Origin of the sequence: Cloacibacterium sp. TD35 (assembly GCF_028864635.1) — a bacterium.
Lineage (GTDB): Bacteria > Bacteroidota > Bacteroidia > Flavobacteriales > Weeksellaceae > Cloacibacterium.
Genome location: NZ_CP104850.1, coordinates 2,342,734 through 2,355,823 on the forward strand (window position 1 = coordinate 2,342,734; position 13,090 = coordinate 2,355,823).

General features: G+C 33.5%; 13 protein-coding genes. 7 read left to right on the top strand and 6 right to left on the bottom strand.

The genetic code is table 11. The features are described from left to right. Nucleotides 1–17: 17 nt before the first annotated feature. Entirely contained in the window at nucleotides 18–1,688 is a 1,671-nt protein-coding gene (locus N7277_RS10845; RefSeq protein WP_274779558.1) for an ArnT family glycosyltransferase, read from the top strand. Here the strand turns inward: N7277_RS10845 and N7277_RS10850 are convergent. The 3 genes from N7277_RS10850 to N7277_RS10860 are packed head-to-tail and all read right to left on the bottom strand — an operon-like array spanning nucleotide 1,685 to nucleotide 4,467. Then, a complete protein-coding gene (locus tag N7277_RS10850) occupies nucleotides 1,685–2,461 on the bottom strand; it encodes an alpha/beta fold hydrolase (protein WP_274779559.1) in 777 nt (258 codons plus the stop codon). The two genes, N7277_RS10845 and N7277_RS10850, sit on opposite strands and share 4 nt — an antisense overlap. Then, entirely contained in the window at nucleotides 2,455–3,174 is a 720-nt protein-coding gene (locus N7277_RS10855; protein ID WP_274779560.1) for a pyridoxine 5'-phosphate synthase, read from the bottom strand. The genes N7277_RS10850 and N7277_RS10855 overlap by 7 nt, the downstream gene beginning before the upstream one ends. 57 nt (nucleotides 3,175–3,231) lie before the next feature. Beyond that, complete coding sequence (locus tag N7277_RS10860) at nucleotides 3,232–4,467, bottom strand: mechanosensitive ion channel family protein (RefSeq protein ID WP_274779561.1); 1,236 nt, start codon at nucleotides 4,465–4,467, stop codon at nucleotides 3,232–3,234. An 82-nt stretch (nucleotides 4,468–4,549) separates the two neighbouring features. Here N7277_RS10860 and N7277_RS10865 point away from each other — a divergent pair, with 82 nt between their 5' ends. Continuing rightward, entirely contained in the window at nucleotides 4,550–5,035 is a 486-nt protein-coding gene (locus N7277_RS10865; RefSeq protein ID WP_274779562.1) for a DUF456 domain-containing protein, read from the top strand. A 3-nt stretch (nucleotides 5,036–5,038) separates the two neighbouring features. Next, complete coding sequence (locus N7277_RS10870; RefSeq protein WP_274779563.1) at nucleotides 5,039–5,518, top strand: hypothetical protein; 480 nt, start codon at nucleotides 5,039–5,041, stop codon at nucleotides 5,516–5,518. 1 nt (nucleotide 5,519) lies between these two features. On the opposite strand, the gene N7277_RS10875 is transcribed toward N7277_RS10870, so the two are convergent. After that, nucleotides 5,520–6,161 (bottom strand): uracil-DNA glycosylase, encoded by a 642-nt coding sequence (locus N7277_RS10875; RefSeq protein ID WP_274779564.1) that lies wholly within the window; start codon nucleotides 6,159–6,161, stop codon nucleotides 5,520–5,522. A 90-nt stretch (nucleotides 6,162–6,251) separates the two neighbouring features. Between N7277_RS10875 and N7277_RS10880 the strand changes: the two genes are divergently transcribed. After that, entirely contained in the window at nucleotides 6,252–8,402 is a 2,151-nt protein-coding gene (locus N7277_RS10880) for an endonuclease MutS2 (protein ID WP_274779565.1), read from the top strand. A 10-nt stretch (nucleotides 8,403–8,412) separates the two neighbouring features. Then, on the top strand, nucleotides 8,413–9,606 hold the full coding sequence (locus N7277_RS10885) for an MFS transporter (RefSeq protein ID WP_274779566.1): 1,194 nt from the start codon (nucleotides 8,413–8,415) through the stop codon (nucleotides 9,604–9,606). 38 nt (nucleotides 9,607–9,644) lie between these two features. Here N7277_RS10885 and N7277_RS10890 read toward each other — a convergent pair whose 3' ends face one another. Both N7277_RS10890 and N7277_RS10895 read right to left on the bottom strand, forming a co-directional pair. After that, nucleotides 9,645–10,592 carry an isopenicillin N synthase family dioxygenase gene (locus N7277_RS10890; RefSeq protein WP_274779567.1) on the bottom strand — a complete coding sequence of 316 codons (948 nt, stop codon included), beginning with the start codon at nucleotides 10,590–10,592 and terminating at the stop codon, nucleotides 9,645–9,647. Nucleotides 10,593–10,653: 61 nt separating this feature from the next. Beyond that, nucleotides 10,654–11,241, bottom strand: a complete 588-nt coding sequence (locus N7277_RS10895) for an HD domain-containing protein (protein ID WP_274779568.1) — start codon at nucleotides 11,239–11,241, stop codon at nucleotides 10,654–10,656. Nucleotides 11,242–11,410: 169 nt separating this feature from the next. Between N7277_RS10895 and sqr the strand changes: the two genes are divergently transcribed. Further along, entirely contained in the window at nucleotides 11,411–12,658 is a 1,248-nt protein-coding gene (gene sqr, locus N7277_RS10900; RefSeq protein WP_274779569.1) for a type III sulfide quinone reductase, selenoprotein subtype, read from the top strand. Between the two features lie 80 nt (nucleotides 12,659–12,738). Beyond that, nucleotides 12,739–13,047, top strand: coding sequence for a TusE/DsrC/DsvC family sulfur relay protein (locus N7277_RS10905; RefSeq protein WP_274779570.1), 309 nt, complete (start codon nucleotides 12,739–12,741; stop codon nucleotides 13,045–13,047). Nucleotides 13,048–13,090 lie beyond the last annotated feature (43 nt).

Here is a 13,090-nt window from a genome sequence, read left to right on the forward strand (position 1 = left end):
TGCAAAAAGCAAAAGATATGTCTGAAATTCTAAAAAATCCACATAAAAAATTTTATTCCTTTTTAATTATCATCACTTTGGTAAATCTTTTACAGGCATATTTTACCGAGATCACTTTAGACGAGGCCTATTATTACCAATATGCAAGAGATTTAGACTGGGGATATTATGACCATCCACCGATGGTAGCATTGGTGATTAAGATTTCTCAACTTTTTTTTAATGGAAATCTGGGAGTAAGATTTTTAACCGTTTTATTATTTTCTGGAAATTTATTCCTTATCTGGAAATACCTTTTGCCTCAAGACAAAACCTCTTATATAAATGAATTTATCATTCTATCACTAGGCTTAGTCATGATGAATGCTTATTCCTTCATCACCACACCAGATGTTCCTCTATTATTTTTCGGGACGGTTTTTTTTATTTTATACCAAAGATTTACAGAAAAACAAAATTTCTGGAACGCAGTTTTATTAGGAGTTTCTGTAGCATTGCTTTTTTACAGTAAATACCAAGCGGTTTTATTGGTATTTTTCGTGGTGATTTCTAGCTTAAAAATGCTTACAAAACCTTACATTTATCTTGCAGGAATTGTAACTTCTTTATTGATGCTTCCTCATTTAATGTGGCATATTCAGCATGATTTCCCTACGTTTCAATATCATTTAGTAGACCGTTCAGAAAAGTTTAAAATCAAATATTTCCTAGAATATCTACCGAATCAGTTTGCGGTTTTCAATCCGTTTATATTAATTCCTTTTGTGATTTTACTTTTTAAAAATAAATACCAAAATCTTCAAGAAAAGGCATATTACTTTGTAAGCATAGGCTTCTTGGTTTTCTTTGCTTTAACAAGTCTTAGAGGACATGTAGAACCACATTGGACGGTTGTTGCATCTATTCCCATGGTAATTTTATTTTTACAATTTATCAAAGAAAAACCATCTTGGCAAAAATATGTGCGCACTATCGTTTTTGGCTCTTTGGTTTTGGTTTTCACCACCAGAGTTTTATTGCTCACAGATCTTTTACCAAAAAAACTAGAATTTACAGGTAAAGAACAAAAATACAAAGCTTTAGCTGAAAAAATAGGGAAAACTCCCGTTTTATTTACCGGTTCATTCCAATCGACTTCATTATACAATTATTTTACTGGAAATGAATCTTCAACTCTAGGTTCTTTAAATGTGAAAAAAACACAATTTGACATTTGGCAAAGAGAACAAAATTATTTTGGAAAAAGAGTTTTTGTAGAAAAACCAAACACTCCAAGATCACAAAAAATCATTGATGAAAACAATATTAATTTCAATGGTTTTTATGTAGAACATTTCCAAACGCCCAACCGATTAAAAATAGAATTTGATCTTCCTTCCGAACAACTCAAAAACAATCAAATTATTCCGATTACGATTTATAATCCTACTAAAAATACTGTAGATTTCAATCATCCTGAAATTCCAGTGACCATTACTGCTGTATTTTTGGCGCACAGAGAAACAACGGATATTCCTACAGAAATTGAAAAAATGCCAAGCATTTTAGAACCTGGAGAAAGTTTCAAAACTCAGATTAAAATCAACACGCAAAACCTAAAAGCTGGCGATTACAATTTCGGCATTACCACCAATTGTATTTTGGGGAATGCTTATAATTCGAAATTTGTAAAAGCATCACTGAATTAAGCTAAAAATTCTTTTACCGCTTGATTGAAATCTTTTGGGTTTTCGGCTTGAAGCCAGTGTCCTGCATTAGCAATAGAAACCAATTGATATTTCGGAAACTGTTGGTGCATTAATAATTCATCTTGCGGAAGAATATAATGAGATTTTGCACCTGCTAAAAACAAAGTTTCGCCCTCGAATTTTCCAAATTTTATGGCATTGGCAACAAAATCATTGTATTTTTCTGCCAAAGTATTGATGTTAAAACGCCAATTAAGTTTTTTATCTTCCGTCCAATACAAGTTTTTAGTCAAAAACTGAATCACAAATTTCTCTGGAATGAACTGAGCCAAAACATTTTCCACGTCTTGTCTTGATTTTACCTCATCGAAATTTACCGACTGAAGCGCTTTTATAATCCCTTGATGATGTGGAGGATACGCTTTAGGAGCAATGTCTGCAACAATCAGTTTTTCTACTTTTTCGGGATAAGAAATCGCAAAAGTCATCACCGCTTTTCCGCCGAGAGAATGCCCGAGAAGATTGGCTTTTTCGATGCCATGAAAATTCATATAATTCAGAATATCATCTGCCAAAACTTGATGATTCATCTCGTCTGAATGAAAACTTTTCCCGTGATTTCTTAAATCAAGCAAATGAGTTGGAAACAATTCGCCAAATTCTTTTCCGAAACTTCCCCAATTGTCTAACATTCCGAAAAGTCCATGAAAAACGAGCAATGGCGTTCCGTTTTTTTCTTGTCCGTATATTTTTGAGTGTAAAATTTCTACCATTTCGCTAATCTCTTTAAATATGCTTGAATGGTGTTTTCCAAACCAAGATACAATGCTTCAGAAATGAGAGCATGACCTATTGAAACTTCCAATAAATTAGGAATATTATCGGCGAAATATTTTAAATTATCAAGAGATAAATCGTGACCTGCATTAATGCCTAAACCATATTTTGTAGCTTCTACAGCAGTTTCATAATACGGTTTTATAGCTGCTTCTTTATCAGTTTCGTAATTTTTGGCGTAAGCTTCTGTGTACAATTCAATTCTGTCTGTTCCAGTTTCTGCTGCAAATTTCACCATTGCAGGATTCGGGTCAAGAAAAATAGACGTTCTAATACCTGCATTTTTAAATTCTGCAATCACAGATTTCAAAAAATCTAGATGTTTTTCGCAATCCCAACCTGCATTAGAAGTGATGGCATCATCTGCATCTGGAACCAAGGTAACTTGCTCTGGTTTTACTTCTAAAACCATATCAATAAACGGACGATGAGGATTTCCCTCGATGTTAAATTCTGTGTAAACCAAAGGTTTCAAATCATACACATCTTTTCTGGTGATGTGTCTTTCGTCTGGTCTTGGATGAATGGTAATTCCTTGTCCACCAAATTCCTGAATTTTAATCGCTGCTTCGGTTACACTTGGTGTATCTGCGCCTCTTGCATTTCTAATGGTCGCGATTTTATTGATATTTACTGATAATTTTGTCATTTTTTTTGTTGGTAATTTAATACTTGGTTCTTTTTACTTTCCAATTGACTCTTTTACTTACGCTTTTGCCACTTGCATTATTTCAAGATCAAATTCTTGTGCTGCGGTAAGAATATGGTCAAAAATATCCGCCTGAATTCTTTCATAATCTACCAATTCTGCTTTGTTGGCAAAACAATAGATTTCTAAAGGCATTCCTTGAGGTGAAATTTCTAACTGACGGACCAAAACGATTTCGTCTTGATCTACTTTTGGATTATTTTTGAGGTAATTCAATACATAATTTCTAAAAAGTCCGATGTTGGTTAACTGCTGACCATTGATAATTCTTTCAGCATTTTGAATATTCTTCTTGCTTTCCGTAATCTCACGAAGTTTTCTGTCTAGATATTCAGAAATCAAGTTGATGTCTTTTACTTTTTCATAAAATTCATCATCCACAAATTTGAAAGACTTGATATTAAAATAAATCGAACGCTTAATTCTTCGGCTGCTTCCTTCGTACATTACTTGGTGATTTCTGATTTCCGTAGAAAGCAAATCATAGGTAGGAATCGTGGAAATGGTTTTGTCAAAATTGACAATTTTTGTCGTCAATAAGTTGATATCTTGAATATTTCCTTCAATATTATACTTAGGAATTCCAATCCAATCGCCCACTTTCATATTTTTAGAAGTAGAAACGTGTACACCAGTTACAAATCCCAAAATGGTATCTCTAAATACCAATAGGATAACTGCTGTGATTGCTCCTAAAAAGGTAATTACCGTATTGAGACTAATTCCAAAAATTACAAAAATTCCGATAATGGCGAAAATGACCATTCCAAAAATTCTTAAACTTTCAGAAATTGCTTTAATTGCTGTAATCCTGTATCGATCTTCTTTGTGAGTGTAATAGGCCTCAAAAGTTTTAACAATTCTGTAAGTAAGCATCGCAAAAACTAAAACTTGCCCAAACATTAATAGTCTTTCAAAAAAAGTAAAACTTTTAGGATGTCGCCAAAAAATATCATCTATGAGCCAAAAACAAAATGCTAATGAAAATAAGTGTGCAATAGAACTTTGCACCTTGGACTTATAGGCAAACTTTATGAATTCATTTTTAGAAATTTTGACCAAAACTCTAGAGATGAGAGTAATAATCAATCTCAAAAGAATGTCAATCACGAAAAAAAACGCAAAAAGCAATAGCATTTTTAACCCAATTTGAAACGGTAAAATAAGGCTATCTGTGAAATTTTCTTTCACAAAAAAATGAATCTGCTCACTAAAACTTTTTAGAAATCCCATATTAGAAATTTACGCAAAAATAAAAAATATCATCGGGAATTTGCTTTTATTTATTACTTTTAACCAAACTAATTAAGGATTTATGGAGCAAAGTATTATTACTATTATATCTCTCATCATTATAGGAATAGGGATTTTAGGAACTTTCTTACCTGTTTTACCAGGATTAGCAGTTAGCTTTTTAGGATTAATTCTCTATAAATTCGTAGGAAATACAGATTTTTCTATTTGGTATATTGTCATTTTTGGAATATTAACACTCATTTCATTGGTGCTGAATTACATTATTCCTATCAAAACCACCGAGAAATATGGTGGCAGCAATTATGGAAAATATGGTGGTTTCATCGGGACGATTGTAGGTTTATTTTTTCCACCACTTGGTTTTTTAATTGGCATGTTATTAGGTGTTTTCTTAGGCGAACTTTTGCATGACAGAAACGACAAACAAAAAGCGCTCAAAGCGACCAAAGGTGCTTTCATTGGCTTTATCTATGGAACAGGCTTTAATCTTATGATTGGATTGGCAATGTTTTTGGTAGTAATTATAAATATCTTCAATTCTTAAAATATGAACACTAAATTCTTAATATTAGCCGCAGCTACCTTTGTGGTAACTCAATGCACTTGCCAACAAAAATCTACAGAAATGAAAATGCCTGTAACCAGCTCTCAAGAAGTAAATTCTACCTATCCTACAGAAAAACCAGAATCTGGCGTCACTCGTTTAATCGAAAAACAGAATATTTTTTTAGAAAAAGAAAAAGTAAACATAACCTTCAATAAAGTGACCGAAGACAACAGATGTCCTATGAACGCTCGTTGCGTTTGGGCTGGTTATGCTTCTGCAGAAATTGAAGTGATGAGTGTGGATTCTAGACCTAAAAAGTTCATTGTTTCCACTATAGATGACGCAGAAAAAAAACTCAAAAACTCTTTCGTTTTTGATGGTCACAAATACACGCTTGTTAATTTTTATCCCGCCAATTCTACAGACGTAACCTTTGAAAAACTGAAAGGAAAATACGTGGTAGATATTAAGGTAGAATAATTTACCAGTTTATGGGTTTCTTGTTTTTAGAAATCAGATATTCATTAATTTTAGAAAAAGGTCTGCTTCCGTAGAAACCTCTGTACACCGAAAACGGAGAAGGATGCGCCGACTGAATGATAAAATGCTTCGTTTCATCTATGAGCGAAGCTTTTTTTTGTGCAAAAGCGCCCCACAAAACAAAAACTACGTTTTCTTTCTTTTCGGAAATTTCTTTGATAATAAAATCTGTGAATTTTTCCCAGCCTAAATCTTTATGAGAATTCGGTTGATGCGCACGAACGGTAAGCGTAGCATTGAGCAATAAAACACCTTGTCTTGCCCAAAAATCGAGTTCATTACTGGTTTTTACAATTCCTAAATCGTCTTTGAGTTCTGTAAAAATATTCTTCAAAGAAGGTGGCGCAGAAACCTGATCAGAAACCGAAAAACATAAACCATTCGCCTGAAAATCATTATGATACGGATCTTGACCAATAATCACCACTTCTACCTCGTCAAAAGGAGTAAGTTCAATCGCTCTGAAAATTTGATTTTTCGGTGGGAAACATTTGGTGGTAGCATATTCATTTTTTACTTTTTGCCAAAGCTTCTCAAAATATTCTGTGTTTTTTATTGGGGCAAGAATTTCTGTCCAAGTCATGTTTAAAGTCTATTTTCCAAATTTACAAAAAACATTGGAACGATTATTTTGCATCTTTACAATTCAACGACTTTACATTATCTTTGCATTGTGCAAGTAACCAAAGAAAATTTACAAGAATTAGAATTCCCGAAATTACTCGCGGAAATTTCTCCTTATGCGTATTCGCCGAAAGTGGCAGAAAAAATTCTTCATCTGAAATTATTAAAAATAGATGAAGCGGAAATTACTTTGAAAAAAACTGCCGAATATCTCACAAGTTACGAGAGTTCAAACGCTATTCCATTTAGTGAATACGAAGATATAGAAGCAGAACTGAAGGTGATGCACATCGAAAATTTCAGGTTAGAAAACGCTGCTTTTATCAAGATTAAAAACCTGACCGAACAAATCGGGAAATTGCAGAAATTCTTTCCTGTACTTGCCGAAACCTTCCCTATTTTGCTGGAAGAAGTGATGCAATTGGATTTCAAGAAGGAAATTGTAGATAAAATAGACAAAGTTTTTAACCGTTTTGGCGAGGTAAAATCTGAAGCTTCACCCATTTTAAAATCTTTAAGAACCGAAATTCAGCACGCTAAAAAACATATTCAAGAGAATTTTAGTAAAACACTTTCTCACCTTTCTTCTACAGATTTTTTAGATGAAATTAAAGAAACGGTGATTGACGACCAAAGAGTTTTAGCAGTAAAATCTGGTTTCAAAAAACGTGTTCCCGGTAGAGTTTTAGGCGTTTCTAAAACAGGCTCTATCACTTACATTCAGCCAGAAAGTGTTTCTAGACATTACTTTAAACTTCGTGAAGCGGAGGAAGAAGAAAAGAAAGAAGTGGATAAAATTCTGCGAAAACTTACGGCAGAAATTGCCATTTTCGCGCCTGAATTAGAAGAATATCAAAAATATATATTCGATTTAGATATCACCAGAGCAAAAGCCAAATTTGCTGAAAAAATTGGCGGTGTTTTGCCAAAAATCAATCGTCATAAAACCATGAGATTGGTCAACGCATTTCACCCATTGCTTTTATTGAGAAACAAAGAAGAAAAAAAGGAAATCTATCCTCAAACTTTGACGTTGACGGAGCATAACCGAATTCTATGTATTTCTGGACCAAATGCTGGTGGAAAATCTATCACGCTGAAAACCGTTGGTTTACTTCAACTGATGATTCAGAGCGGAATTTTGGTGCCTGTTCATCCGAAATCAGAAATGTTCTTTTTCAAAAAAATCAGAACGGATATTGGTGACAATCAATCCATTGAAAATCATCTTTCTACTTACAGTTCTCGACTCAAAAAAATGTCTGGAATTATTCGTGAGGCAGATGATAATACTTTGCTTTTGATTGATGAATTCGGGACGGGTTCTGATCCAGAATTAGGAGGCGCTTTAGCAGAAAGTTTCTTGGAATTTTTCTACGAAAAAAAATCTTTTGCCATTATTACCACGCATTATACCAACATCAAACTGGTGGTAGAACAATTGCCAAATGCGACCAATGCAGCGATGCTTTTTGATGAATATTCATTGGAACCTTTGTATAAATTAGAAGTTGGACAAGCTGGAAGTTCTTTCACTTTTGAAGTGGCAGAAAAAAATAGAATTCCAAGATTTATCATTAAAAATGCACGTTCGAAAGTAGAAAAGGATGTCGTAAACTTAGATAAAACCATCGTAAAACTTCAGCAAGAAAAATTTGAAGTTGAAAAACTGAAATCCAACCTTGTTGAGCAAAAAGAATCGGTAGAAGATAAGCGTGAAAATCTGCAAAAACTGAACGAACAGCTTCAACAAAAGCTCTATAATTTTCAAAGATTATATGAAGAAGAACACCGTAAATTACAATTCGGGAATAAGATAGAAGCCTTTATTGATGGTTATTTGAAAGGAAAATCTAGAAAAGATATCGTGAAAGATTTTGTAAAAATTCTGGAGCAGGAAAAATTCCGAAAACTCGGTTCAGACAAAGCAGAATCTGAGAAACTGAAAGTTACCAAACGTAAAGTAGAACAACAACTGAAAAAAGAAAACATACAAGTTCAAATTGCGGAAACCAACCAAAAATTGGAAGAAAAAACCAAGAAAGAACGTGCAGTTTGGATGAAAGTTGGTCAACGTGTAAGAATAGCTGGTTCTACATCAGTAGGAACCATAGAAACCATTCACAAAAACGGAAAAGTTACCGTGAATTACGGACTTTTTAAAACGCAAATTTCTCAAGACGAACTAGAGAGAATTTAAAATTTAAACATTGAAACTTCTTCATAATCAAAATATTAAATCACGCGATTTACAAATTGCCATTGCTGTTTTTTTGGCGGGATTGTCATGTTTTGGGTTGTTGTATTATTATCAAGCGTTGCTTCCTGATTTGGTAGAATATTTCAAAATCAATAAAGCCAAAAGCAGTTTTGCAGTTTCTTCGGCGACTTTGGGAATGGCTCTTGGTTTAATCACTTCCACTTTCGTAGCAGACCGATACAGCCGAAAAAAAGTCATCGGATATTGTTTATTTGCATCTGCAATTTTAGCTTTTACCTCTTCATTTTCTGAAAATTTCAACATGTTAATTGCGCTCAATTTCTTGAAAGGATTTTTGCTTTCGGGTGCTACTTCTGTTTGTTTGGCTTACATCGCAGAAGAAGTTTCAGAAAACAGAAAATTGAGAATTACAGGGTTTTACATTGCAGGAAATGCAGTAGGCGGAATGGTAGGAAGAGTTATTTCATCTCAAATCTCTCATTATAAATCTTGGCAATTTGCTTCAGAATTTATTGGAATTTGGTGTCTTATTTTTGCAATTTTATTTTTTATACTCGCTCCTAAATCACAAAATTTCAAACCAAAGAAAGAATCATTTAAAACTTTAATAGAACCTAACTTCAAACTCATCACGCATCCAAAACTATTGCCTTATTATATTACAGGATTTCTTTTGCTGGGCACTTTTGTAAGTTTGTACAATTACATGGCTTTTTTCTTGGTCAAAGCGCCATTTAACATTTCCAGAAGTTGGATTTCTTATGTTTACGTACTTTATATTTCTGGAGTTTTTGGTTCTATGAATGTCAGTTTTTGGGAAAGAAAACTCAAAAATTCTGAAAATGTTTTAAAAACTATGAGTTTAGTAGGAATTCTAGGAATTCTCTTCTTTTTCTTGCAAAATACAATAGCTGTGATTGTAGGATTGGCGGTTTTTACATACAGCTTTTTCGTAGCGCATACAGTTTGCAGTAAATCAGTGGGGAATTTTTCAAAAGAAAAAAGAACGGTAACAATTGCGTTTTATTTGCTGCTCTATTACATTGGTGCAAGTACTTTAGGAAGTTTCAGCGGAGTAATTTTACAGAAATTAGATTGGCAAATTTTCTTAGTTTCTCTCACCTTTATCTTCGGAATTATTTATTTGATTTTTGCCTTTAAAAAAGAAAAAATCGAACCTTAAAAAAGTTCGATTTCTAAAATTTATCATTTTTTTTCTGATTATTTAATCAATCCTAATTCTACTAATCTTTCGTGCAAGAATTCTCCAGCAGTAGTGTCTTCGTATAATTTAGGATGGTCTTCGTCAATACAGTTTTCTAAACAGTTTAGCGGCATTTCGCTTACTGGATGCATGAAAAACGGAATAGAATATCTAGAAGTTCCCCATAATTCTCTCTCTGGATTTACCACTTGGTGAATCGTAGATTTTAGTTTATTATTGGTGTGTCTAGAAAGCATATCGCCTACATTAATCATCAATTCGTCTGGTTGAGCAATTGCATCTACCCAATTTCCTTCGTGGTCTCTTACTTGCAATCCCTTTCCTTGAGCTCCCATCAGAAGTGTAATTAAATTGATATCGCCATGAGCTGCTGCTCTTACTGCATCTTTCGGCTCGTCCGTAATCGGTGGGTAGTGAATTGGTCTAAGAATACTGTTTCCTTCTGCTACGAATTTATCAAAATAAAACTCATCTAAACCTACATATAATGCTAAAGCTCTCAAGACATAAACTCCAGTTTTTTCTAACATTTTATAGGCTTCTTTTCCTACTTTGTTAAATTCTGGCGCTTCTGCAACTTCTACATTTTCTGGATATTCTGCTAAATATTTAGAACCTTCTGGCAAATACTGACCAAAATGCCAAAACTCTTTTAAATCAGCCGCTTTGAAGCCTTTTGCGGTTTCTTTTCCGAAACCTACATAACCTCTTTGACCGCCAATTCCAGGAATTTCATATTTTGCTTTTACTTCTACAGAAAGGTCAAAGAAATTCTTGATTTCAGCATATAATTGATCTACTAAATTTTGATCTAAGAAATGACCTTTAAGCGCTACGAAACCTATTTCTTCGTATGCTTTACCAATTTCGTTTACAAATTTTTGTTTTCTTGTTTCGTCACCCGAAAGAAAATCGCGTAAATCTACGCTAGGAATTTTATTCATTTTTAAGTAATTAATCGTTAATCTACGGGATGCGAAAATAAAGAAATTTATTGAATTAGTACTATAAAAGTTTTCCTTCGTCAAAAGCCTTTTTAATCAACACCTCAAAGGTATCGAGCATATCTTCTGACGCCAATTCTATTCTTGGGCGAAGCATTTTTTGCACCTTCTCGAACTCTACTCCAGCTTCTATCCAACTCAAACCATTGTTAAAACAATTCATCACAAAAGGAATCATTCTGTCTACAGCACTTGCAAAAATGGCGGTTTCTGTTTCTCCAGCCTCGAATTCTACCCAAAGATTCATAAATTCCGATTTCATAGGTTCAGCCAAAATCCCGAAAATTCTCTCAGCAGAAGCGAGTTCACGCTCGAATTTACCTTCATTAGCTTTTTCATCATAGAAAAAAGTATCTCCTGCGTCTATTTCTACCACATCATGTATAGAAAGCATCTTAATTACTTTTCCTAAATCTATTTTTTCTTTGTTTCGAGCATAGGGAAAAAGAATCTGCGCAAAAACAATCACTTGCCATGAATGTTCTGCTGTATTTTCTCTTCTGGAATTGTCATGATTAAAATTTCTACGGATTACGTTTTTGAGTTGGTCTAAAGTAAGAATGAACTCTATCTCTTTTTCTAAGTACATATTCTAATTTTCTACAAATTTAGCGCAAATAAAAATAACGAATTTTATTTCGATTTTAATGACAAAAGTCATTGATATTGTGTAATATAAGTTACACAACTCCATATAGGGCTGATGTAACTTTGTACTAGAAAATTAAGAATACCAGATTCTTATAAAGTTATAAAATATGAAAAACTTAGTAATCTTAGGAGCAGGAACTGCTGGAACTATGATGGCAAACCACCTTGTAAAAAAGCTCAATAAAAAGGAGTGGCAAATTACTTTGGTAGACCAATTTAAGTCTCATTACTACCAGCCAGGATTTTTATTTATCCCTTTTGGAACCTATCAACCAGAAGATGTAAGAAGAACTATAGATGAATTCTTGCCTAAAGGAATTCAACTTATTCGTGAAAAAATCGACAGAATAGATAAAGATACAGATACCGTTATTTTAGAAAACGGAAGAAATGTAAAATATGACATTCTCATCATTGCTACAGGTTGCAAAATCGCACCAGAGGAAGTTCCAGGAATGAAAGGCGATACTTGGCAAAAAAATATTTTTGATTTCTACACTTTCGAAGGAAGTTGTGCACTAGCTAAGAAATTAGAAACTTGGCCAGGAGGAAAATTAGTAGTTCATATTACAGAAATGCCAATAAAATGTCCTGTAGCTCCGCTAGAATTTTCTTTTTTAGCAGATGATTACTTCACCAAAAAAGGAATGAGAGACAAAGTAGAAATTTCTTACGTTACACCTCTTTCTGGTGCATTTACTAAGCCAAAAACTACTGAAACGCTCAATTATTTATTGAAAGAAAAAAATATAAAAATTGTTCCAGATTTTGCAGTAGAGCATATAGAAGGTGAAAACGGAAAAATGTATGATTACGGTGGCGAAGTGGTAGATTTTGATTTACTAGTAACCATTCCTACCAATATGGGAGATGAATGTATTCTTCGTTCAGGTTTTGGAGATGATCTAAACTATGTTCCAACTGATAAAAACACATTACAAAGTAAAGTAAAAGAAAACATCTTCGTAATAGGTGACGCTACTAATATACCTGCTTCTAAAGCTGGTTCTGTAGCACATTTCGAAGCTGAAATTCTTACTGAAAACATTTTAAAATATATACAAGGAAAACCGCTTAATCCAGAATTTGACGGCCACGCCAACTGTTTTATAGAAACAGGAAAAGGAAAAGCATTACTCATAGATTTCAATTATGACGTAGAGCCATTAAAAGGAAAATTCCCTTTCGCCGGAATCGGTCCACTTAATTTATTAGAAGAAAGTGCTTTCAATCACTTTGGAAAAATGGCTTTCAAATGGGTGTATTGGAACATGCTTCTCCCAGCCAGAAAAATACCTTTCGTAACGCCTACCATGAGCAGAGCAGGAAAGAAATTTGACAAGGAAACAGTATAAAAATGAATAGTGAATTCGCTGGGCTGTGAACGGTGAATTTCTAAAATTTCAAAAAAAATTAACAAAAAAATATTATCAAAATGGAAAAAACTTATGCAGGCTTTACAATCAATGTAAACGACGAAGGATACCTTACAGACATGAACCAATGGAATCACGATGTAGCTCAAGAAATGGCTAAAGAAGAAGGACTAGAATTAGGAAACAGACATTTCGAAGTTTTAGAATATTTAAGAGACCAACAGAAAAAAGATGTAGCATTAACCATAAGAGGCGTAGGAAAATCTGGTGTAGTAGATATTAAAGAATTCTATGAACTATTTCCAAAAGGACCGCTAAAAATTTCAAGTAAATTAGCAGGAATTCCTAAACCAAAATCTTGTATTTAAATAGGATTTAGGGATTAGATTTTAGGAATTAGTGATTGGGAGA

What these genes read in the sequence shown, in the direction of transcription:
- N7277_RS10875 (WP_274779564.1), bottom strand. Translation starts at nt 6,161, where the DNA reads ATGACTTGGACAGAAATTCTTGCCCCAATAAAAAACACAGAATATTTT.
- N7277_RS10850 (WP_274779559.1), bottom strand. Translation starts at nt 2,461, where the DNA reads ATGGTAGAAATTTTACACTCAAAAATATACGGACAAGAAAAAAACGGA.
- N7277_RS10870 (WP_274779563.1), top strand. Translation starts at nt 5,039, where the DNA reads ATGAACACTAAATTCTTAATATTAGCCGCAGCTACCTTTGTGGTAACT.
- sqr (WP_274779569.1), top strand. Translation starts at nt 11,411, where the DNA reads ATGAAAAACTTAGTAATCTTAGGAGCAGGAACTGCTGGAACTATGATG.
- N7277_RS10860 (WP_274779561.1), bottom strand. Translation starts at nt 4,467, where the DNA reads ATGGGATTTCTAAAAAGTTTTAGTGAGCAGATTCATTTTTTTGTGAAA.
- N7277_RS10865 (WP_274779562.1), top strand. Translation starts at nt 4,550, where the DNA reads ATGGAGCAAAGTATTATTACTATTATATCTCTCATCATTATAGGAATA.
- N7277_RS10845 (WP_274779558.1), top strand. Translation starts at nt 18, where the DNA reads ATGTCTGAAATTCTAAAAAATCCACATAAAAAATTTTATTCCTTTTTA.
- N7277_RS10890 (WP_274779567.1), bottom strand. Translation starts at nt 10,592, where the DNA reads ATGAATAAAATTCCTAGCGTAGATTTACGCGATTTTCTTTCGGGTGAC.
- N7277_RS10895 (WP_274779568.1), bottom strand. Translation starts at nt 11,241, where the DNA reads ATGTACTTAGAAAAAGAGATAGAGTTCATTCTTACTTTAGACCAACTC.
- N7277_RS10855 (WP_274779560.1), bottom strand. Translation starts at nt 3,174, where the DNA reads ATGACAAAATTATCAGTAAATATCAATAAAATCGCGACCATTAGAAAT.
- N7277_RS10905 (WP_274779570.1), top strand. Translation starts at nt 12,739, where the DNA reads ATGGAAAAAACTTATGCAGGCTTTACAATCAATGTAAACGACGAAGGA.